This window comes from Bacillus cereus (assembly GCF_007678085.1).
In the GTDB taxonomy this organism is placed as follows: domain Bacteria; phylum Bacillota; class Bacilli; order Bacillales; family Bacillaceae_G; genus Bacillus_A; species Bacillus_A cereus_BE.
This window is the reverse complement of the sequence record NZ_VEDW01000002.1, coordinates 229,323-254,680: the sequence shown is the minus strand read 5'-3', so window position 1 is coordinate 254,680 and position 25,358 is coordinate 229,323. Positions and strand designations below refer to the sequence as shown.

Below are 25,358 nucleotides of genomic sequence, written 5' to 3'. Positions count from 1 at the left end.
CAAGTGGTCTGACCACGAACACTACTACTATAATAATCGAAGTGTAGGGAAATTGTCCATTATATTTTCACAACCACATTTTCTTCCCCGACAATTTCACGAAGTGCTCCTAAACATTCTTCACTTGGATGAATCGATAAACTTCGAGATAATTGTACCATTTTATGTTCCTTTTCATAATAAATTAGTACTTTCGCAAAACCCGAATAGTCAAACAATATTTTAGTAACCTGATTTAAAAGCTTTTTCTCATACTGAGACGGCAATTTCACGTAAACAGATGCATCTTTCTTTTCTTCATACACATCCATTTCTTCTAACGGATATAGTCCATTTACAATCCATTGCAACTTATGATTTCTAAGCTCAATCATGCCGTCAACTAATACAATTGCTCCCTCTTGTAACTTATCCGAGAAATGTATATACGTTTCAGGGAACAGAACTGCTTCCATTTCATCGTTTTGATCACAAAATGTAATAAACGCCATCTTTTGCAACTTTTTCGTACGAATCACTCTCACGCTTGTTATATACACGATAGCCCTTTGCACTTTTTTCTTATGTCGCATGGCCTGAGCGAGAGATGGAATTTCTAATTCTTTCGCTAACTTCACATACTGCGCTGTCGGATAGCTTGATAAATAAAAACCTAGTGCTTCTTTCTCTTTATTTAACTGTTCAATAAAAGAGAGCTCTTCTCCTTGCACGTATTTTGATTTCGGAACAGCATCTCCTAAATCACGTGCAAGATTTGCGTACTCTAACGCTCCTTTAAGGCTTTTCCATAAATTCGTTCTCGAAACACCAAAATCATCAAAACACCCAGACCAGACGAACGCCTCTAAATTTCGCTCTGTTACAAACTTTGATGGCATACGAAGACAAAATTCGAATAAATCTTCAAACATTTTTTTCTCTCGTTCTTCTAACAACGCTGTCACTGTAGCCATTCCGATGTTTCGAATGGAAAGTAAGCTGTAACGTATCGCATTTCCTTCTATTTGGAAATTGTAACCACTTCTCTGAAGAGACGGCGGCAAAACGTGAAAACCTTTCCGCTTCGTTTCTCGTATATACTGCACAATCTTATCTTCATTTCCAATTGCACTTGATAATAATGCTGTCATAAATTCCAACGTATAATTCGCTTTTAAGTAAGCAAGCTGATACCCAATCATACTGTAGGCTACAGCGTGACTTCGGTTAAAACCGTAATTCGCAAATCTTACAATTAAATCGTAAATTTTCTCTGCGGATGTCTCGTCATAACCATTTTGTAAACAACCTTGCACAAAATGCTTACGTTCCTGATCTAAAATATCACGATTCTTTTTACTCACTGCACGGCGTAATAAATCTGCTTCTCCGAGCGAGAATCCCGCCAACTTCGACGCAATTTGCATAATTTGTTCTTGGTATACAATTACACCGTATGTTCTTTCTAAAATCGGCTTTAAATCCGGATGTAAATATTCAATTTGTCTTTTTCCATGCTTTGATTCAATAAAGGTCGGAATTTGTTCCATTGGTCCTGGTCTATATAACGAGTTAACAGCGACAATATCTTCAAATTCATTCGGTTTTAAACCGCGAAGTACATTTCGCATACCACCTGATTCAAGCTGGAATACACCTGTTGTATCCCCTCTACCTAACAATTGGAACGTCTTTTCATCTTGAAGTGGTAAATTTCTTATATCAATTTGTGTGCCTGTCTTTTTCACGATAAACTTTATAATATTTTCAAGTAGCGTTAAATTACGTAATCCTAAAAAGTCCATCTTTAACAAACCAAGTTCTTCTAATGCATCCGCTGGATATTGCGTAACATACACATCGTTATGCCCTTCTTGAATTGCAACACTTCCCGTTAACGGCTCTTGGCTCATAATAACGCCCGCGGCATGAATAGACGTATGACGTGGCAATCCTTCTACACGTTTTGCAATTTCAAACACACGCTCATGCAGAAGATTCCCTTGTATGAACTCACGGAGTGATTGCGATTCCTCATATGCATCTTTTAACGTTATACCAAGCTTTGATGGGATAAGTTTTGAGAATATGTCAATATCTCGTGGCGGAAGCCCCATTACACGTGCAATATCTCTAATTGCCGCTTTCGCTGCAAGCGTCCCGAACGTTACAATTTGAGCAACACGAAGCTGACCATATTTATCTTTCACATATCGAATCATCTCATCGCGTCTTATATCTGGAAAATCGATATCAATATCTGGAAGTGTCACACGTTCGGGGTTTAAAAACCTTTCAAATAATAGATCATATTCAATTGGATCAATATCTGTAATTTCTAATACGTAAGAAACGAGTGAACCAGCTGCCGATCCACGTCCTGGTCCTGTTAAAATATGATTTTCATGCGCATACTTCATAAAATCCCATACGATGAGGAAATAATCACTAAATCCCATACTAGAAATAACGTTTAATTCATGATTCAAACGCTGTATATGTACTTCTTTCGGCGTACCATAACGTTTCTGTAACCCTTCTTCACAAACGCGGCGTAAATACATATCATTCGTTTCGTTAGCTGGAACAGGAAATTTCGGTAATTGATTTACATGAAATGGTATTTCTACTCTGCAACGTTCTGCGATTTTTATTGTATTTTGAATCGCTTCCTCAGCATGCGAAAATAGTGCTCCCATTTCATCCGTTGACTTTAAATAATACTGATCCGTTTTCATTCTCGGCCTATCTGGATCCGTCATTTTCGTTCCACTTTCAACAGATAATAAGCATTCATGAACAAGTGCGTCACTTTGATTGATGTAGCGTACATCGTTTGTTGCAACGACTGGAACATTTACCTTATTAATAAATTCAGGCAGCTTTTCTTGTAAAAGCAGTTCATCTTGAATCGCATGATGCTGCAAACTCATATAAAAATTGCGGAACATACTTTGATACATGCGAGCTACTTCTTCAGCTTGACTCTCTTTGTCTTCTAATAATAATTGTTCAATTTCCCCATCTTTACCTGGTGAAATGGCAATTAATCCTTTTGCATAATGGGCAAGCCACTTTTTCGGAATACCTTCTTTGGACTTTGTCATAATGCTACTAGAAATCTTTAATAAATTTTGATAGCCTATTTCATTTTCAGCAAGTAAAACAAGCGGATAAGCCCTTTCTTCTTCTTCACTAAAAATAGAAGCTGTTAAGCCGATAATAGGCTGTATACCATGTTTCTTACATGCTTTATAAAACGGAATAACGCCATACATAACATTTTCATCCGTAATAGCGAGTGATGAAAAACCAAGTTCTTTCGCCCTGACTACAAGCTCATCAATTTTACAAGCACTTTTTAATAAACTAAAAACGGTTTGACATTGTAAATGCACAAACTTCACTGTTGTACCCTCTCTTTACCAATCTGACTACTTTTATTATAGGTGATGAGGAAAGCGGAAATCAAAACATACTTCTTATACTTTGTCCATATATATGAAGAAGAAAGGGGAATGACGATGGATGTAAGAGAACACACTTTTTTCTCTCTGCTTATTATTAGTTATTTTATTGCCTTTGGGGTGATACTTGGTGGTTCATTAATTGGTGGATTTGGTGCATTTCTTATCGGAAAACCAACTCTCACTTACATTAATCAATTCGCCCAAAATTTAAGAATTTGGGCACTCGTTGCAGCGATTGGCGGCACATTTGATACTTTTTATAGCTTTGAAAGAAGTTTCTTTGGCGGGGATATGAAAGATATCGTAAAACAAATTCTCCTTATTTTTTTCGCAACGGGTGGTATGCAAACGGGTCTTATTATTATTAAATGGCTAACGCAGGAACATGCATGAGAGTACCAAGTGCCAATACAGCAAAAAGATGGTATTTAGTTTTAGCTGGCGCTGCTGTTGGAGGCGTGTTGAGCTGGTTTGTTTTTTTGTACATATACGGTGTTTTTCAAGAAGAACAAGCTATTAAAATAGCAGAACAAAAAGAAATTATTGAAAAACAAGAAGCAAAGCTCCATGTCCTTCTCGAAGATCAAGAAAAATTGAACACTGAAAATAAACGGCTCTTAACCATTCAAGAGATTAAAATAAAAATAATAAATCGAGAAAAATACGATTTAGACAATCTTACACTCGAAAATATGACTACTTCTATCCATAATGACCTCCAGCACCTTTTAACGAAAAACATTCAAAGTATCGCCAAAAATAAAGACCTACTCAAAAAGGTAATTGAAAACAAGACGTACAAACATTACGATCGACTATATCGCTTTAAAATCGATACAATATCTTTTGATACCGTGCTTGAAATTAGCATTGCTATAGAAAAAGAAAAATAAAGAAGGAGGGCTTTAGCGCCGCTCCTTCTTTTTGTTCTACTATATAATCTCTTATCTACACAGCTCACGTAAATCAGCAAAAAGACGATCCGCTTCTTCCCAAGAAGATGCTTTTGCACCAGAAGCCATCGGATGCCCTCCGCCATTATATTGCATTGCTAATTTATTTATCACTGGTCCTTTTGAGCGAAGACGAACACGAATCACATCGTCTTCCTCTAAAAATAGAACCCACGACTTTAATCCATCGATATTACCAAGTGCTCCAACAACACCAGATGCCTCGGAAGGAAGCACATCAAACTTTTCTAATACTTCTTTCGTTAATTTAATGTAAGCTGCTCCTTCTTCTACCATCGTAAAGTTTTGTAAAATATAGCCGTTCAAACGAGCAATTTTTTCTTTCGTCTTATACATTTCATTGTATAAATCTGTGAATTTCACATCCATATCGACAAGCTCACTCACGTAACGAAGTGTTTTTGCTGTTGTATTCGGGAATAAGAAACGACCTGTATCCCCAACAATACCCGCTAAAATAAGACGAGCTGCTTCTTTCGTTATCTGTAATCCTTTATCTTTTCCATAACTATAAAACTCATAAATCATTTCACTTGTAGAACTTGCTGTCGTATCTACCCACGTAATATCTCCGTACGGATCTTCATTTGGATGATGGTCAATTTTAATTAACATCTTCCCTTTTGCATAGCGTTGATCGTCAACACGTTCTTGGTTCGCAGTATCACATACAATGACAAGTGCATTTTCATATACACTATCTTCAATATCGTCCATTACTCGTAAGTATGCTAGTGACGGTTCATTGTACCCAACCGTATAAATATTTTTCTCTGGAAACGATTCTTGTAGAATGGTACCAAGACCGCCCTGTGAACCTAATGCATCTGGATCTGGACGCACATGACGGTGAATAATAATTGTATCAAACTCTTTAATTGCTCCTAAAATTTGCTCATGCATATGTATAATCTCCTTTTTACTCAACTTCTTCACTTTATCTTTCATTATAACGGAAAGTATTTCATACATGCGAACAATTGCTTTATAATAAAAGTTAGAAAGTTTAGATATTTATTTTCCCCACTATTATTTTTCATAAAACGATGGGAGTGTGCATTATGCCAGTATTAGTCTTCTGTATTATCGTCTCATTTATGTTGTATCTCTTCTACAAAACAAAATACTTTCGTACAAACCGCCCAATGGAGAAAGGTTGGCTCTCTGGAAAATCCGCAATGGCACTCGGTTCATTCGTCTTATTCTTCGGGATAAACCAATTCTTTTTAGAACTTTCAACCGCTCGTATTATCGTTGGTGTTTTATTTGTTCTATTTGGTAGTGCAAGTGTATTTAATGGATTTCGCCAATATAAACATTTCTTACCATTAGCAGTGGAAGAAGCTGAATCTGCCTGAAGAAACGTAAAAAAGCATCAACATTGTGATGCTTTTTTACGTCCCCTAACTTTCAAAATCATATATGCAACAAACGCAGAAGGTATATTGAATGGGTTGCCTTGCACATGAAAATGTAATTGTTCTTCCTCAAAAGACATTTTTTCATATAGTTCTCGCTGAGATAATCCTGTTCGTTTCTTTTTTTCATGTAATCCTTGTAAGTATAAATATTGAAGCGGTATCATCACAAGAAAGTAAAATAGTGCGATACTACCAAAAAAGAGTACTGTTGATGACATAATGCATACCACCTTCCAGAAATCCATTTTATTACAATTCAATTATACCATAGTCTAGAATCCAAATGAATTAATATTCTGTTTTTTTTATCAAACAATTGTCTCTCCGCATACTGAATATATCGGCGAATAAAAGCGCGAGGATCTTTTCTAATAGGTTCAATATCAAGCCTTAATGGTATCTTTCCAGCCATATAAAAGATTCTTGAAGCAGTCCCAAGTCGAATGGCTGGTTCTGAAATACATATCCTTCTATTTTTTCACTTCTCTCTCCGAACTCTTACGTAGCTTAATTATTAATTTCAAAACCAAATAAAACAAAATAAAGTTAACAAAAAAGCCTAATGGATTAAAAGAAATCTCCCATCCGCCATAATAAATGAAATTTTCTACTGGTATACCAAAGTAAAGAAAATCGCTCTTATTTTCCCCAGTTATAGGAATAAAGGAACAAATAATAGCGAAAATCAAACTTACTACATACAATTTCTTTTTCTTTGCATCCATTCTTCTATGTGTTAACACATGAAAAGTTATTGCAAATACTCCCCCTAAAAAGAGAACTATTACTCCCATTCGACACCTCCACAATTATTGTTCAAGTATCTTCAAGTGATTGCATGCCCATACTTATAAATATGAAACAGAACTTGGTAGATTCAGTTGCTAACTAAATTTAAAAACTCCCTACTGTAGCGTTCTAAAAAAAAGATGGAACAAACCAAAGCGGCTTGCTCCATCTTTTTATTTATCGATCAACTGCACCATAAGTAATGCTTTCCCGACAACATTACCTTCATGATGTACTTCTACATCCACCTTACCAAATTTACGTCCAATTTCTAATACTTTCGGATGAACCGATACAACATTGTCAATTTGAACTGGTTTTACGAAATAAATTGTTAAGTTCTCAACAATTAAATCACTCTTCTTTTGCGCACGAATAACGCGATTCGTTGCTTCCGTCACAATTGTTGCGAATACACCGTAAGATAACGTTCCGATTGAATTCGTCATTTGTGGCGTCACTGAAAATTGATATAAATGTTCATTTTTCGCTTCTTTCGGCGTCATAAATTGATTCGTAACAATATCATCAATTGTTTCACCGACTTGTGGTTGACGCTGAATCATTTGCAACGCCTGAAGTACATCTTGACGGCTAATAATACCTTGCAGTTTATTTCCTTCATCAACAACAGGAAGTAACTCAATACCTTCCCACACCATCATACGTGCCGCAGCTGCGACAGACATTTTCCCATTTACCGTAATTGGATGTTTTGTCATCACTTTATCAATTGGTGTTTCTTTTGCAACACCGATCATATCTTTTGAAGTTACAATACCTAATACCTTTTTATTTTCATCAACAATTGGATATCTTCCGTGCATCGTCTCTTCGTTATACGCATGCCATTGTTGCACTGTATCATTTGGTTTTAAATATAACGTTTCTTCAATTGGCGTTAAAATATCTTCAACGAGTACAATTTCTTTCTTAATAAGCTGATCGTAAATCGCACGGTTAATTAACGTTGCAACTGTAAATGTATCGTAACTACTTGAAATAATCGGCAGTTTTAATTCATCTGCTAATTTCTTCACATGATCTTCCGTATCAAATCCGCCCGTAATTAACACCGCAGCCCCAGCTTCTAGCGCTAATTGATGTGCATTCGTACGATTACCGATAATCAGTAAGTTTCCTGCTTCTGTATAGCGCATCATCGCTTCTAATTTCATTGCCCCGATTACGAATTTATTTAACGTTTTATGTAGTCCTTCTCTGCCCCCAAGTACTTGACCATCGACAATGTTAACGACCTCAGCGTATGTCAGCTTTTCAATATTCTCTTTCTTCTTTTGTTCAATTCGAATTGTTCCGACACGTTCAATCGTACTAACATATCCTTTATTTTCTGCATCTTTAATTGCACGGTAAGCTGTCCCTTCACTTACACTCAAATCTTTTGCAATTTGCCTTACAGAAATTTTATGCCCTACTGGCAGGCTATTAATATGTTCTAAAATTTGGTTATGCTTGGTAGCCAAATGGTTTCACCATACTTTCTTTTCCCTAAATTCTTCATGTGTTGTATTTTCAGTATACTATATTTTCAAAACTGTTACACTCTCTCTTTGTATGTCTGTACTATTTTTTTTATAACAAAATACGCCTTACATTATACTACTTCTTCTATTACAACAATGTAATGGTATTGTCATCTCGTTCGATAGTTTGTCCAGCCGCTTCCATATACAATTAAGACAAGAAATGAAACAAAGGAGCGGATACATGATGAAAAAATTATTAGAAGTTGTAGGTGCTGTATTTTTAGCTTTCGTAGACGGGAAAAAAGTTGCAATGGAATTGAATGAAACACCTGAACAGCCACTTCCAAAAAGGAAAGAGTCACCAAAACAAGTACAAACTTTAAAAGCTGTCCTACACACGTAAAAACCCTTCACTTGTCTTTTCAAATGAAGGGTTTCTTTTCTATAGTGTAATACTTTCTCCAGCTTCTAATACTTTCCCTGTACAATTTTGTAGCTTTTCTACAAATTGATATGGATCTTGTTCAATTACTGGGAACGTATTGTAATGCATCGGTACAACAGTTTTCGCCTGAACCCATTTTGCTGCTAACACAGCATCTTCTGGTCCCATTGTGAAATTATCACCAATTGGTAAAAACGCTATATCAATGTTATTCAGTTCCCCAATTAATTTCATATCAGAGAATAGAGCGGTATCTCCTGCATGGTACACAGTTTTCTCTTCTGCTGTAAATAAAATACCCGCCGGCATACCTGTATATGTAATCGTCTTATTTTCTTCATCAATATAACTAGAACCGTGGAATGCTTGTGTAAACTTCACTTTTCCGAAGTCAAATGCATGCGAACCACCAATATGCATCGGATGTGTATTTACACCTTGCCAACTTAAAAATGTCGCTAGTTCAAATGGTGCCACAACAACTGCATTATTTTTCTTTGCAAGTTCTACTGTATCTCCAACATGATCACCATGTCCATGCGATAAAAGAATCGCATCTACTTTTACATCTTCAGCCCTTAAATCCGTTGTCGGATTTCCAGTTAAAAATGGGTCAATTAAAATCACTTTTCCATTCGTTTCAATCTTTACAACTGAATGCCCATGATAAGATACTTTCATTACTACATTCCTCCCCTATTCACATTCTCATTTTTTATTCTACATGATTTTTCAATTCCCTGTCTTTTCTAACATCGATTTACTTGTCATAACGCTTTCCTCCGATGTAAAGTTATATTTGTAATTAAATATCTCGGGGGTGCCAATCGATGAATGCTAGATTAGAAAATTTAATGCAATGGCTAAAAGAAAAAAACGTAGAAGCTGCGTTCTTAACTTCTACACCAAACGTTTTCTACATGACAAACTTCCACTGTGAACCACACGAAAGACTCCTTGGTATGTTTGTATTCCAAGAAAAAGAGCCTATTTTAATTTGCCCTAAAATGGAAGAAGGTCAAGCGCGTAACGCTGGCTGGGCACATGAAATTATCGGATTTACTGATACTGACAGACCATGGGATATGATTGCAAAAGCAATTAAAGACCGCGGCATCAATGCAAACGCAGTTGCAATTGAAAAAGAACATTTAAACGTAGAACGTTACGAAGAATTAACAAAATTATTCCCAAATGCAGCGTTCAAATCAGCTGAGGAGAAAGTTCGTGAACTTCGTTTAATTAAAGATGAAAAAGAACTTTCTATTTTACGCGAAGCAGCTAAAATGGCGGACTACGCTGTTGAAGTTGGTGTAAATGCAATTAAAGAAGATCGTAGCGAGCTAGAAGTATTAGCAATTATTGAACACGAATTAAAAACAAAAGGCATACATAAAATGTCATTTGATACGATGGTATTAGCAGGTGCAAACTCTGCTCTTCCACACGGTATTCCAGGTGCAAACAAAATGAAGCGCGGCGATTTCGTACTATTTGATTTAGGCGTAATCATTGAAGGTTATTGCTCTGACATTACACGTACAGTGGCATTTGGTGACATTTCTGAAGAACAAACTCGCATTTATAACACTGTACTTGCTGGACAACTACAAGCAGTTGAAGCATGTAAACCAGGTGTTACACTTGGCGCAATCGACAACGCTGCTCGTTCTGTTATCGCAGATGCAGGTTATGGGGACTTCTTCCCACACCGCCTTGGTCACGGACTTGGAATTAGCGTACACGAATATCCAGATGTAAAAGCTGGTAACGAGTCTCCATTAAAAGAAGGTATGGTCTTCACAATCGAACCAGGTATTTACGTACCAAACGTAGGTGGCGTTCGTATTGAAGATGATATTTACATCACAAAAGACGGATCAGAAATTTTAACGAAATTCCCGAAAGAATTACAATTTGTGAAATAAGAAAAAAGGCAGTGTGATTGCTGCCTTTTTCTATTTCTCTATTACTTCAAACTTCTCTACAATCATTTTTGCTGGATAGCTTTCAAGCGTTTGAGAAGATCATACTTTTATTTTACTCCCTGTTTTTAGTTTATTATATGCATCTTTAACCTTAAAACTTAGGACTATATGTGATGGATAATCTTTATTCATTTGTTGTTCTATATAATTTTGCAACTCTACTTTCGTTTCAAACGTTTTACCACCGACAAAAAACACCGTACCATTTCTTAGTATGACATACCCTTCTTCAGGTACTTTTTTTACCTCTACTTGCTCTACTCGTTTTGTAGTACACGCTGATAATATGATTAAAAGTACACTTAAAAACATAAAGTTTTTCATATACCTATTCATTTTTAACTCCTTACTCTAGGCTATTTCAAATTTAACACCATCTTCTCCTCATACTTATCATCCCATTTAATCACAACCTCTATCGGTTCATCTTTGGATAGGGGCGCACAACTGACACAAGAAGACTTCATTTCAACCTTTGCTCCTTTATGAACTTCTGACGTTTGTGTCATTGTGCTAAAGGCTCCATTAATAGCGATCTCTAAATTCTTAAATTCTGTATTCCCATCTCCACCCTTGTACTGAAACGTAAACACTCCATCTTCACTGTCGTCCTTAATATGGCCCTTATATTGTCCCATCCAACTTTTGCTCTCGCTAGAAAAAGTAACATACCAAATCGAACAACTCCCTAAAAAGAAAATAGTAATAAAAAAGAATAATACTCTCTTCATCATGCCCCTCCATTCAAAAGCACTTATTTATTGTCTATTTCTTCCTCTTATTATATTATAAAAATACAGAATTTTCTAAAATAGGAGGTTTATATGTTACAACAACAGTTAGAAGACATTCGTAATAATAATTACATAATGGATAATACTCTTAACATTGATTCTTTAAGCTCCAATCTGCTTAAACATATCGGTGTTACCGATAGCTATTTAAGAGACAAACTTATTTACTCTACTTTTTATCATCTCATCAACAAAGACTACATTTCACATACACACTTACAGAAATTATTATTAGAAAGCATTAGCGAAAAATATTTATTGTATAAAATTTATTCAGATGATGAAGATACTGTATTTACCCGCGCATTTTCAACATTATTAATCGCGCTCATTATTGATGCTGATACAAAATATAATTTCTTATCGCAGAATGATATTTTAACTGTAAAAGATCAATTAATTATATATATGAACCACGAGCATGATTTCCGCGGATATGTGCAAGACCACGGCTGGGCACATAGTATCGCTCATGCTTCCGATACATTTGAAGCGCTTGTTCGTAGTCCTAAACTGGAAACTTTACATTACGAAGAAATATTACAAACTTTATTAAACAAAGTTTGTGTCCATTCGATTTACTACCAATATGAAGAAGACGAGCGTCTCGTTTATCCAATTGTCGCAATGCTACAACGTGGTCTAAAGGAAGAAACACTCATATTAGCCCTTCATGATTTAGTAGCTCAATTACCCTTCCAAAAACAAACATTACATATTCAATCGTACGAGTACCTATACGGAAATATAAAATCTTTCTTGCGCAGCTTATTTTTCAGACTACGTACACTGTCTATATGTAAAGAAACAGAATACGAAATTGAAAAATTGCTACGAGAACTTCCAAAATATTATTAAAAAAAGAAGGCCACTTAAAAAGTGCCTTCTTCTATTTCACTAATATTTAATTGAAATTTCACGATCCAAACTGAGAAAAGGTGGACAAGAAGCGCAAACGCCATACATGCTCCGCTTAAAAAAGTTAGTATAGGATGCGAATACACGTGCCCTAATCCATAGGATATCGCCACGAAAAATATTGTTATGTAAATATAAATTGCTCCATGTATTTGCCTCATATGAACCTCCTTTTCCCATATTATAACATAAATTTTCTGATTATTCACATTAATCTCTTGTGATAAATATTTCTCAACTGTTACACCTCTAACAGCTGCTTTAATATATGGTGCTCCTTGTAAACTTTGTAAATCTTCTGTTTTACCTGTTACGACTACACCGTATATGGATAGGTCTTTTGGTTTTGTGTTTTTTATTTCTTTATAGTTTGTCCTAAAAGATTCGTGATATCCCCTTTTATTTTCACTTAAAGATATCCAAATACAGCTTTTCTAAATGTTTAATACTAAAAAGCACATCTATTTTGATGTGCTCTACACATATACTTTAGTAACATATGAATCATTTTTCGAAACAAAAACTCCCACTCATCTCTCCCCAAACTATCGTTATGACTTAGTTGCCATAATAATTGAACGAGGATAAAACCCCAGCTTTTCATAAAACGATACAGCTTCATTCCCGTACACTACTGTTAATTCAATTTCATCTATCTTCTTCGCTTTAAACCATTCCACTGCACTATTCATTAATTTTAAACCAAATCCGTTTCTTCGATATTTTTCATCAACGAATAAAACTTCAATCTTTCCGTTTACACTTTTACTATACGCTATACAAAATCCTAATATATCATCTGTTTCCGCCTCAACTAATAATTCAATTCTATATTCTCCGTACTTTGAATTCTGTTTATAATTTTCAATACGTTCCTCAAATGTCATTCTTGGATAATCACCAGAAAAATGTTTTGATTTATTATTATGATATTCATGCAATTTATTTAAAGGTTCTCTTATTATTTCTATTTCATCGAGAGTGATATATTTATTACTAATTCTCATCTTACAGCATCTCCAATAATATATATTCCAACCAAAAAGATGACCTTGTTACGGTTATAAAATACCAATCTATTATTTCATCGCTTCCTTCACAACATCTTGAATCATAACAACTTCTGTTTTCATATCAACAGACGGTACTTCTTCATCAATACATTCATACCAAAATGCTAAGTGCTTTTTATCAATTTCATGATGAGAATTTTCGACAAGAGCCCCGCCTTCTCCTTGCACAGAATACCAATATAAGTACTCTTCTCCATCTCTTATTTCCCGGAAAATTGTCTCAACGTACATCTTTTCGTCGTTTAGTGTCAAAAGCACTTCTTTCATATTGTCATTAAGAAGCTGCATCCATGCATCTACACGATGACTTTTACCTTGTTTCACTTTAAATCTCGTTAACTCTACATTCATTTTTATTCCCCCGTTTTCTTACGTGCAAACAATCTATATTCTATTGGATGATGAAAACTTAATTTACTAGCTAATTTTTGCGAAGGAATATTGTCTACATAACAATCCCAGCACGGTGTAATATCATTTTGCATGCAATGTTCAATAAACCTTGTTGCAACAGCTTGAGCTAATCCTTTCCCTTGATATGCTTTATGCGTCGCAATATCAATTTCAGCAAACCCATTCCCGGTAAATATCGAAACACATTCAGCTACAATTATCCCCTCTTGCTCGATGCAAAATCCAAAGCCATTATTTAAAAATACTTCAGTTGATCCCCAATATTCTTTATAATATGCCTCTGTAAATTCATTACTTCGTTCTATATTACTTTTATCAATACGCTTCACTTCATATGTATTTTTGTTTGCATCTTGTTTTCTCTCTTCAAAGGTTACGCTTTGAAATTTCATTCGCGGGATGTTCCGAAGTGTATTACTAAACCGCTCTTCTATCATCATTTCCCACTCTTCGCTTGAAGTAAAGAGTGTAAATCTCTTCTCTGTTTTTTCAAGAGCCATTTTTAAATATGCAAATAAATCTTCGTTATAATTTTGATCATCCGTATCACCAAATAAATAATAGATACCGTTAGCTGTAATAATTAACCCTGCTGTTAACTTCTCGTTTGTAAAAACTTCACCATCTATCATTTGATCATATACCGCATAAGCAAACGTCGTCGTTTTTGTATGACTTTCTAAAATCGGAAAGATTTTTCTATACTCAGCTACAGATAATTTTTTCATAACTGCTCCACTTTAATCGTATCAGCTTCTATATTTTCAAAACAAAGATTTACTGTTCTCTTTAACGCTCTCGTTCTATGAATCGTGCATGCTGGAATTAAGATAGAATCATTCGGCTTTAAAACTGCTGTTTCTCCATCTTCAAAATCGATAAGTAATTCTCCCTCTAGCACAATGAATAATTCATCCGAATTAGAATGATAGTGCCAATCATATTCACCAGTAAATACAGCGATTCGTAAGCAATGACTATTTACATTTGAAACGACGAAGTTTTTATGTTGATCTTGAATGTCCTTTGTTAATTCTATTAAGTTCACAGTTTCCATCTTTCGTCCCACCCTTTCATTAGTCGTTCTTCTGAAAAAACAACTTAGTCTCCACCACCTCCGCAATCTCCTCCACTATCACTTGAGCTGCTACAATCGTTGCTACTGTAGTTACCGAATACACTTGATGAGCTTGAAGCATATGAAGATTTTTTGCTCATTTTTCTTTGCTTATCTTTCTTACTTTCATGACTAGGCCATACTGTAGCAAAGAGTATAACAAATAAGGCTAATTCTATTACGACAAGTGTAAATTCTAAAATGCTCTCAATAATATTGGGGGTTATCCCAAAACTGTAAAACACCCCAAATGAATACATACACAAAATTACATACAGAGCCATACAAATATATCGAAATGTTTTCTCTATCATAATGACTATTTTTTTTGAAAGAGGTATGTTCTGTTCCTGTTTTTTCTTTATATACTTTTGTCTTTTAGCTTGCTTTTTCTTTCTCTTTTTACTCCCCATTGAATCTCCTCTTTTGACTTCTTTTTTCATTCAATTCCAAATTATCACAAAAAACAACATCATAACAAGCTATATTTCGCGTAAAGTTTTGTTTACTTTTTGTAAAGTTTTATTTACTTATTACCTAAAAATGGATATAATAAATGTAACAAATTTACAAAAAGGAGACTTTGTATATTTGATTAAAAATAAGGTGAAACAATTCCGCGTCGTTAGAGACATCACCCAAGAACAATTAGCTTCCTCTGTTCAAATCACTAGACAATCCCTCATCGCTATCGAGAAGAATAAATACAACCCGAGTTTAGAATTAGCATTGAAATTATGTGAGTTTTTCAACTGTAAAGTAGAAGATTTATTTCAATTAGATAAAACTGGGGAGGAAAAAGAATGAAAAATACTTTTAATCAAGAGTTCATTTCGCATCTTACCATTTTGTTGTTAGGTTCAACTTTTCTTTATTTCAATAGTAATGACGAAGAAAAGATTAGTTCTGTCCTTCTATTTGTTGGCGTCTACATACTCTTAGCCTTAATACTATTCGTAGTGAAACGGATATTCTTTAAGAAAAGAAAGAACGATGCAGAGAAATATCCATTACCTGAGATGGATGAAAGAATCGAGAAGATGAGTTTAAAACTTATGGCGCAAATTTTCGGCCTCTCTCATTTAGTCGGCTCTGCGATACTATTTATTTTATATATCACTGACAAAAATTCGATGATACGGGTTGAGTATGCCTTATATTACTTGTTCGGCATTCTTTTCTTTACAATGATGTTCGGATTGAAAATTGTAAAGAAACTAGACAATTAACCTAAATAAAAAGCCCCTCCTTACAAAAGGAGGGGCTTACATGTATTTCTATTATGATAAAGCAGGAGCTTTCTCAAGAAGCTCTTTCGCATCAGCGTATTGTAAGCCGTGCGCTTCTGCAACTGCTTCGAATGTTACATATCCATCTAATGTGTTAATACCTTTTAATAATGCAGTGTTGCCTAGGCAAGCTTCTTTGTAGCCTTTGTTAGCAATTTGTACTGCATATGGTACTGTTACGTTTGTTAATGCAAGAGTTGATGTACGTGGAACCGCACCTGGCATATTAGCAACTGCATAATGAACAACGCCATGTTTTTCGTAAGTTGGGTTGTCGTGAGTTGTAATACGGTCAGTTGTTTCGAAAATACCACCTTGGTCAATCGCGATATCTACAACGACAGAACCTGGTTCCATTGATTGAATCATTTCTTCTGTTACAAGTTTTGGCGCTTTTGCACCTGGAATTAATACCGCACCAATAACAAGGTCAGATTCTTTTACAGCTTCTGCAATGTTGTATGGATTAGACATTAACGTTTTTACTTGGTTACCGAAAATGTCATCTAGTTGACGAAGACGTTCTGCACTTAAGTCGATAATTGTTACATCTGCACCTAAACCTACTGCAATCTTCGCTGCGTTTGTACCAGCTTGACCACCGCCGATAATTGTTACTTTGCCGCGTTTTACCCCTGGAACGCCTGCAAGTAAAATACCTTTACCGCCTTTGTTTTTCTCAAGGAATTGTGCACCGATTTGTGCAGACATACGACCTGCTACTTCACTCATAGGTGCAAGTAATGGTAAAGAACGATTGTCTAATTGTACTGTTTCGTATGCAATTGATACCACTTTGTTATCAATTAATGCTTTCGTTAATTCTGGTTCTGGAGCTAAGTGTAAGTATGTGAATAAAATTAAACCTTCGCGGAAATAACCGTATTCACTTGCAACTGGCTCTTTTACCTTCATAACCATATCTTGATTCCATGCTTCTTCAGCAGTTTCAACAAGTTTTGCACCAGCTTGTACGTATTCTTCATCCGTAAAGCCAGACCCTAAACCTGCTCCTTTTTGAACAAAAACTTCATGACCATTTTGTACTAAATGTACTGCTCCCGCTGGCGTCATTGCCACGCGGTTTTCATTGTTTTTAATTTCTGTTGGAATACCGATACGCATTATTAGTTCCCCCTTGAGTTATGAAATGACCCCTGAATCATTTTTTAAAGCGCTTTCTACGCTCTTATATTTTAACATAATATCTCAATATTTGACAAAAAATAATACAAGTTTTCCGATAGATTTAATTTTACATTAAAGGACAGTATTATCCGCACCTATCAGCATAAAGGATAAACTGTCCAATTATTCGAAACTTCTCTTTTTTTACTCTATCGATGTCTATGAATAACATCTACTGCACCAGTTACTTCAATAATTGTACCGGTAATCATATCGGAATCGTCCTCACATAAAAACGAAATTGTTCTTGCGATATCTTCACCTGTTCCAGATCTACCAATTGGTGTGTTACGTTCTTTCAACTGACGTGCTTCTTGAATTGTCGCTTCTTTCATTTCACCAATAATATCACCAGGACATACCATATTTGCAGTAATACCATATTCTGCTTCTTCGTAAGCAACTGTTTTCGTTAATGAAACAAGTCCTACTTTCGCTGCTGCAAAAGCTGAACGATAAATCCATCCCGGTGCGCTATCTGCCCCTTGGAATCCGTAATTAATAATACGGCCAAAGTTCTGTTTTCTCATAATCGGAACGACAAGTTTCAACAAATGAAACACCGCTGTTAAATTACCCTGAATCATTTCATTCCATTCGTCTTCTTCATAATCGACTAACTTTTTTCGTTCAAATACATATGGACCAGCATTATTAATTAAAAAGTCAATTTTGCCAAAACGGCTTATCGCTTCTTCTACTATTTTATGTAAATCTTCCTTTTTCGTGACATCCGCTTGCACGAATTGTAGACGCTCTTCTACGTTTTTATATGTTTCTTTCATCGTTTCCATAGCCGTTATATCGCTATGATATGTTACTGTTACTGAATAGCCTTTAGCCAATAATTTTTCTGTTACTTGCTTTCCTAAACCTTTCGTACCGGCTGTAATGAGCGCATGTCTCACAAAACTGCCCCCTTTTAAATTGCTATAGTTCATATGTAACAAGTTCTTGCACCAATTACAACTAAAATGAATTGAAACAAAGTTTTCAAAATTCTGTAACGTTTCCGATAAGCACATTACCAAAATTTGTTTTATAATAAAGTTGTAAAAGGTAATAAAAATGATTGGGAGGAATTTACTATGAATAATACATATACAAATATTTTAATCGCGGTGGACGGTTCTAAAGAAGCAGAAAAAGCCTTTAAAAAAGCAATTCAAGTCGCTAAACGAAACAATGCAACATTAACAATTGCTCATATCGTTGATGTAAAAGCATACTCAGCAGTAGAAGCTTATAGCCGTGCAATTGCTGAACGTGCCAATCTATTTGCAGAAGATTTATTAGAAGACTACAAAAAAACTGCGCTTGAAGCTGGCCTTGAAAAAATTGAAACTGTATTAGAATTTGGTAATCCTAAATCTAAAATTTCAAAAGAAATCGCTCCAAACCATAAAGTAGATTTAATTATGTGTGGTGCAACTGGTTTAAATGCTGTTGAGCGTTTCCTAATTGGTAGCGTCTCTGAACATATTATTCGCTATGCGAAATGCGATGTCCTTGTTGTTCGTGGTGATGAGGAGCAAGGTGAGCTTTAATTTATAAATAAAACACCAAGTCCACATGGGCTTGGTGTTTTTCATTTCACATATTTCACTATAAATACAAGACAAGCCACAATAACAACAGTAATTGCTAATACATAAGGCGGAAGAAACTTCAAAGACCATAATGCCATCATAATCGTCGCAACTGTTAAGTATGCTTGCTTTGCATCTTCTGTCATTTTTTTACGAAGGCAGAATACATACAAATAACCGATTGGCGGCGTAATAAAGCAAAGAACATATATGATTTTAGATTTCAAATACCATTTTTGTTCCCCAAGTTTCTGTATATCTTCTTCTATTCTCTTATGCTCTCGTTCTCTCGCTTCTTCTACAAGCGGATCTTCCTCTTCTTCTCGCTTTTCTTTCATATAAGGAAGAAAGTGCATGAAAAAATAGTATGCAAATACGAACGCCCCAAATCCAATATTTACTCTTTCTAATGGAATATGTTCACTAAAAAAGACAGCAGTAAGCACTAAAGACAAACAGTACGTCATCATCCAAAAGGAACGTTTTCTCTTTTTTCGTTGCATTTCTTTTTTATCTTGTACATGTTTTCTTTTCGAAAGCCATATTGAAATACAGCAGTCTACTATAAATAGAATAAAGATAAATATCCCAACGTGTACTGTTTCTAAATCCTTAAATGAAAAGATGTTTGGGAATGCAGCGTGTAATACAATTAATGTGTACAAAATTAGCCCTATAAAATAAATACGTCTCATTTTCCATCCCTTTCTTATTTCCTAACATTACATTAACATACATTTTTTAGAAATAGACGGACAAAATATATATGTTTAATAAAGGAGGATGCTACATGGATGATTCTGAACGCATTATTTTAGATGTGAATGGGAAAGAAATCGAAATGTTAGATACGATTCGTACTCATTTTAAAGAGAAACATGGAGTTGAACTAAGTAACGGTGCACTGCTTAGAGATTTGATGGATATTGAGTATATTCGAATTACGGAAAATCGACATAAGTATGATTAATTTTAGACGGTGGAGAAGATTTCTCCACCACTTTTTTGAAAGGTAAGAAAATAAATCAATAGGACAGGTAGGCATAAAGAATCCTAACTATAACTATTTCATAGTTTATTTCCCTACATATGTAGTATATACTGTGTTATGCATCAAACTAAGTAAGAGGACAATTGTTGCAAAATATAATGCAAATGTATAACCAAGAAAGATAATGTACCTTAATAAACATTCTTATTTCTTCAAATATATATGCATAAATAAAAGGTGGTTTATAATTTCAATGTTCGAAAGTATGTATTGGCCCATGGGGCTTTCTATTATGTTTTTAATACTGTTTTTCATGGGTAAGAAGAAAGATACTGCCCTATTACTTTTCTCATTTTATTTTGGCTCTATGTTAATTGATAGACTATTTGTCATTCAAGAAGCAAAAGGTACATGGATACATACCGTTTGGCAAATTTTTCATATTGTAATGATGCTTGGATTTACTATTTATGTGATTAAAGATATTAGGAAACTTATGAAAGAACGAAAATTAAGGAAAACAAATCAACAATAATTTAGTTTTCATAGAAATTACAAAAGAAGGTACACTTCCCTCTACTAAGGTTAGCGTACCTTCTTTCTTATCAATCAACTTCCCACAAACTCTCCAACTAATCCCTTCGCCTTCTCCAAAGCTTTTTCAATTTGCTTAAATCCAGTCCCGCCAGCACTGTTACGACGCTTTACAGCCGCATACGGTGAAAGAACTTCATACAAATCCTCTTCAAATAACGAGCTCATTTCTTTATACGTTGCAAGTGGTACATCTACTAAATAAATTCCTTTTTGTGTGCAGTGTAGCACTAGCTTCCCAACAATTTCATGAGCTTGACGGAACGGTAGTCCTTTGCTTGCTAAGTAGTCAGCAATTTCTGTTGCGTTTGAGAAATCTTTGGTTACAGCTTGCCCCATCTTTTCTTTGTTGACAGTCATCGTTTCTAGCATGCCTGCCATAATATGAAGGCACCCTTCTACTGTTTTTACTGTATCAAACATTCCTTCTTTATCTTCTTGCAAGTCTTTATTGTAAGCGAGCGGTAATCCTTTCATGACTGTAAGTAAACTAAATAAATTACCATATACTCTGCCTGTTTTACCACGAATAAGTTCCGCCATATCTGGATTTTTCTTTTGCGGCATAATACTGCTTCCCGTTGCGTATTGATCGCTCATTTCAATAAATTGAAACTCTTGACTACTCCATAAAATAAGTTCTTCGCAAAAGCGTGATAAGTGCATCATGAGCATAGATGAGTTGCTTAGAAACTCCAGTATGAAATCACGATCGCTCACTGCATCTAAACTATTTTCATAGATTCCATTAAATCCAAGAAGCTCCGCACTATATTCTCGGTCAATCGGGAATGTTGTCCCAGCTAATGCTCCTGCTCCTAATGGCGAAATGTTAATACGCTTTAATGAATCTTCATAACGATTCACATCGCGCTCTAACATCCAAAAGTAAGCGAGAATATGATGCGCAAATGAAATTGGCTGGGCACGCTGTAAATGCGTATAACCAGGCATAATAGTTTCAATATTATTTTCTGCTTGATGAACGAGAACAGTTTGTAATTGTTTTGTAGCTTTTATAATATGTTCTACTTTTTCTTTTAAATATAAATGCATATCTGTCGCTACTTGATCATTACGGCTTCGGCCAGTATGAAGTTTTCCTCCTACTTCACCAATTTTTTCAATCAACATCTTTTCGATATTTAAATGAATGTCTTCCGCTTCAACTGAAAAATGCAATTTATTTTGTTTCGCTTCTTCCAATAAATATTGAAGACCTATCTTTATTTTCTCTGCTTCTTCTTTCGTAACGATGCCTTGCTTTGCTAGCATCGTTACGTGTGCAATACTTCCCTTTATATCTTGATTTACTAATTGTTGATCAAAGGAGATGGATGCTCCGAACTCTTCAACCCACGCTTCCGCTTCTTCTGTAAAACGTCCGCCCCAAAGTTTGCTCACGCTTCCACCTTCTTTTGATTCACTTGGCTGTATACTTTCGTCGGTAGACCGAATAATGAAATGAACCCAACTGCTGCATCATGATTAAATTCGTCCTGAGCAGTATATGTTGCTAATTTTTCGTCATATAAAGAGTACTCAGATTTACGTCCTTCTACAATCGCATGGCCTTTAAATAATTTCACACGCACTGTACCTGTTACATTCTTTTGCGTTTCTTGTAAAAATGCATGAAGCGCTTGTTTTAAAGGAGAGAACCATAAACCGTTATAAATAAGTTCTGTTATTTTCTGCTCAATCACCGGTTTAAAATGCGCTACTTCTTTTACGTGCGTTAAATCTTCCAGCTCTTTATGTGCTGTGATTAACGTCATTGCCGCTGGACATTCATATACTTCGCGCGATTTAATACCAACGAGGCGATTTTCTACGTGATCGATACGTCCAACGCCATGTTTTCCAGCCAGCGCATTTAACGTTTTAATTAGTTCTGAAAGTGAATATGCAGTACCATTTAAAGTCGTCGGTACGCCTGCTTCAAATCCGATTTCTACAAACTCTGGTTTATTCGGTGTATCTTCTAATGCCAATGTCATCTCATATGCATCTTCTGGCGGCGCTGCCCATGGATCTTCTAAAATACCACATTCATTGCTGCGTCCCCATAAATTTTGATCGATTGAAAATGGGCTATCTAAATTAATCGGAATTGGTACATTGTTTTCTTTTGCATAGGCAATTTCTTCTTCACGTGACCATTTCCATTCACGTACAGGTGCAATCACTTCTAGGTAAGGATTTAATGCTTGAATAGAAACTTCAAAACGAACTTGATCATTCCCTTTCCCTGTACATCCATGTGCAACTGCAGTCGCCCCTTCTTGTTCTGCAATTTCTACTAATTTCTTCGCGATAAGCGGACGTGATAACGCTGAAACGAGAGGGTATTTCCCTTCGTATAACGTGTGCGCTTGCATCGCCATCAATGCATATTCATTTGCAAATTCTTCTTGAACATCAATCATATATGATTTAATTGCACCTACTGAAAGTGCTTTTTCTTTTACAAATGCTAAGTCTTTACCTTCCCCTAAGTCTAAACAAAGCGCGATAATATCATAATTCTTCTCTTGTAACCATTTAATTGCAACGGAAGTATCAAGACCTCCGGAATATGCTAATACAACTTTTTTCTTCTCCATTTTGCATCCCCCTAAAGAATAAATATTCATTTTCTTTTATAATAATTCACACTTTAACACCTTTTTCAAAATGTATCAAGAGTCATTTTCAAATTTTTTCAAACAATTTCGTCGAACTTCTTTCTGTTTTTATGTACAATATAAGCAGGAAAACGGGGGTGAACTTATGAAAAAGTATTTCTTATACGATGATCATCTAGGAATTGAAATTCCGCATTTACAAGAAGACTGGGAAAATATCCCCCAAAAAATGCAGCATGCTATTTTATTGAAATGGGAACAAGTTCGCGGAAGGATTCCTGATCGAATAAAAGAACTCGAGCACTCTATTAATGCAAAACAGCATCATTTAAATAACGAAGAAGACTTCGAAATTTCTTGCAAACTTAATTCAGAAATTGCCGATCTCGCTTCCATCATTAATGACCTTTGGCTTTGGTATCGACTCACTCAAAATGTATCTGAGGGGAAGGCACACCAATGAAAAAAGCATGCCCCTCAATTAGTTTGGGTCATGCTTTTTTGTCGTAACACGATTTACAATATACTTCTTGTGCTGTTTTCGCCAAACATACATCAAATGGACCAACTAATATACTTCTTTCTTTCGGCAACTTTACAAAAGCAACGAGCTCTTCTTCATATTGAATCTTTTTCTGACATGAAACGCATATTAATTCTTTTCTTTTGAACATGTCTTTTAGCATATGTTCAATTCCCCCTTCATCTATCTATATTAATATACTCTCATAATAGTTAAGACTTGTAAAAAATGACACATTACAAAGTGAATGATTCATATACTATGTACAAAAGGAGGTTCAAACTTATGCGTGCTTTCGTTATTATCGCTTTAACTTTTTTAAGTGTAATTAGCTGGGATGCGTTTTTTAAAGATAAAAGTGATGATAAGAATACAGCTGAATAAAAACTCTTCTTTTCTTACTTATTGGACAAACCGTTAAAAGCTGTCCAATAAGTAAGAAATAACTTAGGCTTTTCTACAAAAATATTTAAACATAACAATTTTTGTAGATTTCCTCCGTTTATTGTCGGTTTCCATCCGCATACATTTTTTGAAAGTATGATATAATAATATAAATCTTGAAGGAAGGGATTTTGATATCATGATCGCTCGAAGGAGCATGTGGCATCGTATTGACGAATCATACACGTAGCGTATTTTTCAGCTCAGATACTTTTAGTCTAGCGAAAAAAATACGAGAGTGGGGAAATTATGATTGCCCGAAGGATAATTTGGCAAAAAAAAGACTCTTCTTACACATAGCGTTTTGTTTAGGACTTAATTGTTACTAGCTAAACAAAACAAAGAAGAGCAGGATTGCTAAATGAAGAATCTTACTCCACGTTTTGTTTAGTCGTTTTAAGACTTAAACTAAAACGAAGGTAGGGAGAATTGATGGACGAGAGGATTATTCGTTATTTCTTCAGCGACATATAGCGTAGTTAGTTTTTTTCGTAAACTAACTGAAGCTACATGTGAGCTCGTAGTTAGTTTACAACACAAAAAGGACTACTAACTACGGAAAGAAGGAATAACGATGAGGAACATCCAAAGTCGACAAATTATTAAAGAAATTTTTATGGTTTTAATCGGTTCATTTATTTTAGCAGCAGCGCTATATCACATTCACTTCCAAAACCACTTAACAGAAGGTGGCTTTGTAGGTATCGCACTATTCATCCAAAATTTTTATGATATTTCACCATCTATTTCAACTGTAATTATGGATATCCCAATTATTTTACTATGTGCTTCATTTTTAGGTAAAAAAATGGTTGGCTATTCATTCTTAGGTTCAATTTCATTCGGAGTATTTTATTCTCTTATGGAGAATTATTCTCCATTTACGGTTGATTTATCAAACAATTTATTTATAGCTGCAGTAGTTGGCGGTGCATTAGCTGGTATTGGACTCGGTTTTATATTGCGATTTGGCGGTGCAACCGGCGGAGACGATATTTTAACAATTGTATTAAGTAAACGAACTCGTTTTACAATTGGGCAAATTTTCTTCGTCTTTGACGCGATTGTTCTTGCGCTTTCATTATATTATTTAAATTGGACAGAAATTGCATTTACTATTCTTTCGATTGCCGTACAGGCAAAAACATTGGATTTAATTTATTATCCAAAAACAGAAAAAGCAGAAGAAAAGCAACCAGTATCTATTCCAATGTCCAAAAAGCATGCAACAAATTAAAAAA

Annotated in this window: 32 protein-coding genes and 3 pseudogenes; 13 read left to right on the top strand and 22 right to left on the bottom strand. The window is 35.2% G+C overall.

Annotation, left to right across the window (positions count from 1 at the left end; all coding sequences use genetic code 11):
* Window positions 1–59: 59 nt before the first annotated feature.
* Window positions 60–3,386, bottom strand: a complete 3,327-nt coding sequence (gene dnaE, locus FS742_RS10485) for a DNA polymerase III subunit alpha (protein WP_144612271.1) — start codon at window positions 3,384–3,386, stop codon at window positions 60–62.
* Window positions 3,387–3,428: 42 nt separating this feature from the next.
* Here dnaE and FS742_RS10480 point away from each other — a divergent pair, with 42 nt between their 5' ends.
* Window positions 3,429–3,842, top strand: coding sequence for a YtrH family sporulation protein (locus tag FS742_RS10480; protein WP_142286670.1), 414 nt, complete (start codon window positions 3,429–3,431; stop codon window positions 3,840–3,842).
* Window positions 3,839–4,342, top strand: a complete 504-nt coding sequence (ytrI, locus tag FS742_RS10475; protein ID WP_144612270.1) for a sporulation membrane protein YtrI — start codon at window positions 3,839–3,841, stop codon at window positions 4,340–4,342. The genes FS742_RS10480 and ytrI overlap by 4 nt, the downstream gene beginning before the upstream one ends.
* A 51-nt stretch (window positions 4,343–4,393) precedes the next feature.
* Here ytrI and FS742_RS10470 read toward each other — a convergent pair whose 3' ends face one another.
* Window positions 4,394–5,326, bottom strand: coding sequence for a DHH family phosphoesterase (locus FS742_RS10470; protein ID WP_071720484.1), 933 nt, complete (start codon window positions 5,324–5,326; stop codon window positions 4,394–4,396).
* Between the two features lie 158 nt (window positions 5,327–5,484).
* Between FS742_RS10470 and FS742_RS10465 the strand changes: the two genes are divergently transcribed.
* Window positions 5,485–5,781 carry a YtpI family protein gene (locus FS742_RS10465; protein ID WP_144612268.1) on the top strand — a complete coding sequence of 99 codons (297 nt, stop codon included), beginning with the start codon at window positions 5,485–5,487 and terminating at the stop codon, window positions 5,779–5,781.
* A 17-nt stretch (window positions 5,782–5,798) separates the two neighbouring features.
* Here FS742_RS10465 and FS742_RS10460 read toward each other — a convergent pair whose 3' ends face one another.
* The 4 genes and pseudogenes from FS742_RS10460 to FS742_RS10445 all read right to left on the bottom strand — a co-directional run bounded on the left by FS742_RS10460 (window position 5,799) and on the right by FS742_RS10445 (window position 8,120).
* Window positions 5,799–6,062 (bottom strand): DUF3949 domain-containing protein, encoded by a 264-nt coding sequence (locus FS742_RS10460; protein ID WP_071756992.1) that lies wholly within the window; start codon window positions 6,060–6,062, stop codon window positions 5,799–5,801.
* Between the two features lie 38 nt (window positions 6,063–6,100).
* A pseudogene (locus FS742_RS28200) lies at window positions 6,101–6,304 on the bottom strand (hypothetical protein); the annotation flags it as partial.
* A 10-nt stretch (window positions 6,305–6,314) separates the two neighbouring features.
* Window positions 6,315–6,638, bottom strand: coding sequence for a hypothetical protein (locus FS742_RS10450; RefSeq protein WP_144612267.1), 324 nt, complete (start codon window positions 6,636–6,638; stop codon window positions 6,315–6,317).
* A gap of 168 nt (window positions 6,639–6,806) precedes the next feature.
* Window positions 6,807–8,120, bottom strand: coding sequence for a CBS domain-containing protein (locus FS742_RS10445; RefSeq protein WP_098545481.1), 1,314 nt, complete (start codon window positions 8,118–8,120; stop codon window positions 6,807–6,809).
* Window positions 8,121–8,364: 244 nt separating this feature from the next.
* Between FS742_RS10445 and FS742_RS27545 the strand changes: the two genes are divergently transcribed.
* Window positions 8,365–8,526, top strand: a complete 162-nt coding sequence (locus FS742_RS27545) for a hypothetical protein (RefSeq protein ID WP_000976299.1) — start codon at window positions 8,365–8,367, stop codon at window positions 8,524–8,526.
* A 39-nt stretch (window positions 8,527–8,565) separates the two neighbouring features.
* Here the strand turns inward: FS742_RS27545 and FS742_RS10440 are convergent, their stop codons facing one another.
* The gene (locus tag FS742_RS10440; protein WP_144612266.1) at window positions 8,566–9,249 is read right to left on the bottom strand and encodes a metal-dependent hydrolase; all 684 of its coding nucleotides are present in this window, start codon (window positions 9,247–9,249) and stop codon (window positions 8,566–8,568) included.
* A gap of 149 nt (window positions 9,250–9,398) precedes the next feature.
* Between FS742_RS10440 and pepQ the strand changes: the two genes are divergently transcribed.
* The gene (gene pepQ / locus FS742_RS10435) at window positions 9,399–10,496 is read left to right on the top strand and encodes a Xaa-Pro dipeptidase (RefSeq protein WP_000994028.1); all 1,098 of its coding nucleotides are present in this window, start codon (window positions 9,399–9,401) and stop codon (window positions 10,494–10,496) included.
* A 30-nt stretch (window positions 10,497–10,526) separates the two neighbouring features.
* Here the strand turns inward: pepQ and FS742_RS10430 are convergent.
* Both FS742_RS10430 and FS742_RS10425 read right to left on the bottom strand, forming a co-directional pair.
* Window positions 10,527–10,892, bottom strand: a pseudogene (locus tag FS742_RS10430) (DUF3221 domain-containing protein).
* Window positions 10,893–10,912: 20 nt separating this feature from the next.
* On the bottom strand, window positions 10,913–11,287 hold the full coding sequence (locus tag FS742_RS10425) for a hypothetical protein (protein ID WP_144612265.1): 375 nt from the start codon (window positions 11,285–11,287) through the stop codon (window positions 10,913–10,915).
* Window positions 11,288–11,380: 93 nt separating this feature from the next.
* Here FS742_RS10425 and FS742_RS10420 point away from each other — a divergent pair, with 93 nt between their 5' ends.
* A complete protein-coding gene (locus tag FS742_RS10420; protein ID WP_144612264.1) occupies window positions 11,381–12,208 on the top strand; it encodes a DUF2785 domain-containing protein in 828 nt (275 codons plus the stop codon).
* A 14-nt stretch (window positions 12,209–12,222) separates the two neighbouring features.
* Here the strand turns inward: FS742_RS10420 and FS742_RS10415 are convergent, their stop codons facing one another.
* The 7 genes and pseudogenes from FS742_RS10415 to FS742_RS10385 form a co-directional block, all read right to left on the bottom strand.
* Window positions 12,223–12,429 (bottom strand): hypothetical protein, encoded by a 207-nt coding sequence (locus tag FS742_RS10415; RefSeq protein WP_048544386.1) that lies wholly within the window; start codon window positions 12,427–12,429, stop codon window positions 12,223–12,225.
* Window positions 12,430–12,495: 66 nt separating this feature from the next.
* Window positions 12,496–12,684 (bottom strand): annotated as a pseudogene (locus FS742_RS10410) (anti sigma factor C-terminal domain-containing protein); the annotation flags it as partial.
* Between the two features lie 135 nt (window positions 12,685–12,819).
* The gene (locus tag FS742_RS10405; protein WP_144612263.1) at window positions 12,820–13,275 is read right to left on the bottom strand and encodes a GNAT family N-acetyltransferase; all 456 of its coding nucleotides are present in this window, start codon (window positions 13,273–13,275) and stop codon (window positions 12,820–12,822) included.
* 72 nt (window positions 13,276–13,347) lie between these two features.
* The gene (locus tag FS742_RS10400; RefSeq protein ID WP_144612262.1) at window positions 13,348–13,692 is read right to left on the bottom strand and encodes a DUF6176 family protein; all 345 of its coding nucleotides are present in this window, start codon (window positions 13,690–13,692) and stop codon (window positions 13,348–13,350) included.
* Window positions 13,693–13,694: 2 nt separating this feature from the next.
* A complete protein-coding gene (locus tag FS742_RS10395) occupies window positions 13,695–14,483 on the bottom strand; it encodes a GNAT family N-acetyltransferase (protein ID WP_144612261.1) in 789 nt (262 codons plus the stop codon).
* Window positions 14,480–14,812, bottom strand: a complete 333-nt coding sequence (locus tag FS742_RS10390) for a cupin domain-containing protein (protein ID WP_000450941.1) — start codon at window positions 14,810–14,812, stop codon at window positions 14,480–14,482. The genes FS742_RS10395 and FS742_RS10390 overlap by 4 nt, the downstream gene beginning before the upstream one ends.
* A 44-nt stretch (window positions 14,813–14,856) precedes the next feature.
* Complete coding sequence (locus FS742_RS10385; RefSeq protein ID WP_144612260.1) at window positions 14,857–15,285, bottom strand: hypothetical protein; 429 nt, start codon at window positions 15,283–15,285, stop codon at window positions 14,857–14,859.
* A 130-nt stretch (window positions 15,286–15,415) separates the two neighbouring features.
* Here FS742_RS10385 and FS742_RS10380 point away from each other — a divergent pair, with 130 nt between their 5' ends.
* Both FS742_RS10380 and FS742_RS10375 read left to right on the top strand, forming a co-directional pair.
* Window positions 15,416–15,679 (top strand): helix-turn-helix transcriptional regulator, encoded by a 264-nt coding sequence (locus FS742_RS10380; RefSeq protein WP_002003636.1) that lies wholly within the window; start codon window positions 15,416–15,418, stop codon window positions 15,677–15,679.
* Complete coding sequence (locus FS742_RS10375) at window positions 15,676–16,101, top strand: hypothetical protein (RefSeq protein WP_144612259.1); 426 nt, start codon at window positions 15,676–15,678, stop codon at window positions 16,099–16,101. Before FS742_RS10380 ends, FS742_RS10375 begins: the two co-directional genes overlap by 4 nt.
* A 51-nt stretch (window positions 16,102–16,152) precedes the next feature.
* On the opposite strand, the gene ald is transcribed toward FS742_RS10375, so the two are convergent.
* Both ald and FS742_RS10365 read right to left on the bottom strand, forming a co-directional pair.
* Complete coding sequence (gene ald / locus FS742_RS10370; protein WP_016718657.1) at window positions 16,153–17,286, bottom strand: alanine dehydrogenase; 1,134 nt, start codon at window positions 17,284–17,286, stop codon at window positions 16,153–16,155.
* 212 nt (window positions 17,287–17,498) lie between these two features.
* Window positions 17,499–18,290 carry an SDR family oxidoreductase gene (locus tag FS742_RS10365; RefSeq protein WP_144612910.1) on the bottom strand — a complete coding sequence of 264 codons (792 nt, stop codon included), beginning with the start codon at window positions 18,288–18,290 and terminating at the stop codon, window positions 17,499–17,501.
* 147 nt (window positions 18,291–18,437) lie between these two features.
* Here FS742_RS10365 and FS742_RS10360 point away from each other — a divergent pair, with 147 nt between their 5' ends.
* Window positions 18,438–18,896 (top strand): universal stress protein, encoded by a 459-nt coding sequence (locus FS742_RS10360; protein ID WP_001066673.1) that lies wholly within the window; start codon window positions 18,438–18,440, stop codon window positions 18,894–18,896.
* Between the two features lie 41 nt (window positions 18,897–18,937).
* Here FS742_RS10360 and FS742_RS10355 read toward each other — a convergent pair whose 3' ends face one another.
* Entirely contained in the window at window positions 18,938–19,633 is a 696-nt protein-coding gene (locus FS742_RS10355) for a hypothetical protein (protein ID WP_144612258.1), read from the bottom strand.
* A gap of 95 nt (window positions 19,634–19,728) precedes the next feature.
* On the opposite strand from FS742_RS10355, the gene FS742_RS10350 reads away from it, so the two are divergent.
* The gene (locus FS742_RS10350; RefSeq protein ID WP_144612257.1) at window positions 19,729–19,908 is read left to right on the top strand and encodes a ProA domain protein; all 180 of its coding nucleotides are present in this window, start codon (window positions 19,729–19,731) and stop codon (window positions 19,906–19,908) included.
* A gap of 274 nt (window positions 19,909–20,182) precedes the next feature.
* Entirely contained in the window at window positions 20,183–20,464 is a 282-nt protein-coding gene (locus FS742_RS10345; RefSeq protein ID WP_000464112.1) for a hypothetical protein, read from the top strand.
* 74 nt (window positions 20,465–20,538) lie between these two features.
* Here FS742_RS10345 and argH read toward each other — a convergent pair whose 3' ends face one another.
* Complete coding sequence (argH, locus tag FS742_RS10340; RefSeq protein WP_144612256.1) at window positions 20,539–21,927, bottom strand: argininosuccinate lyase; 1,389 nt, start codon at window positions 21,925–21,927, stop codon at window positions 20,539–20,541.
* Window positions 21,924–23,129 (bottom strand): argininosuccinate synthase, encoded by a 1,206-nt coding sequence (locus FS742_RS10335; RefSeq protein WP_061679881.1) that lies wholly within the window; start codon window positions 23,127–23,129, stop codon window positions 21,924–21,926. The genes argH and FS742_RS10335 overlap by 4 nt, the downstream gene beginning before the upstream one ends.
* Before the next feature lie 166 nt (window positions 23,130–23,295).
* Here FS742_RS10335 and FS742_RS10330 point away from each other — a divergent pair, with 166 nt between their 5' ends.
* Complete coding sequence (locus FS742_RS10330; RefSeq protein WP_144612908.1) at window positions 23,296–23,613, top strand: radical SAM protein; 318 nt, start codon at window positions 23,296–23,298, stop codon at window positions 23,611–23,613.
* Between the two features lie 28 nt (window positions 23,614–23,641).
* On the opposite strand, the gene FS742_RS10325 is transcribed toward FS742_RS10330, so the two are convergent.
* A complete protein-coding gene (locus FS742_RS10325; RefSeq protein ID WP_060486558.1) occupies window positions 23,642–23,836 on the bottom strand; it encodes a hypothetical protein in 195 nt (64 codons plus the stop codon).
* Between the two features lie 855 nt (window positions 23,837–24,691).
* On the opposite strand from FS742_RS10325, the gene FS742_RS10320 reads away from it, so the two are divergent.
* Window positions 24,692–25,354, top strand: a complete 663-nt coding sequence (locus tag FS742_RS10320; protein ID WP_088028375.1) for a YitT family protein — start codon at window positions 24,692–24,694, stop codon at window positions 25,352–25,354.
* Window positions 25,355–25,358: the final 4 nt, after the last annotated feature.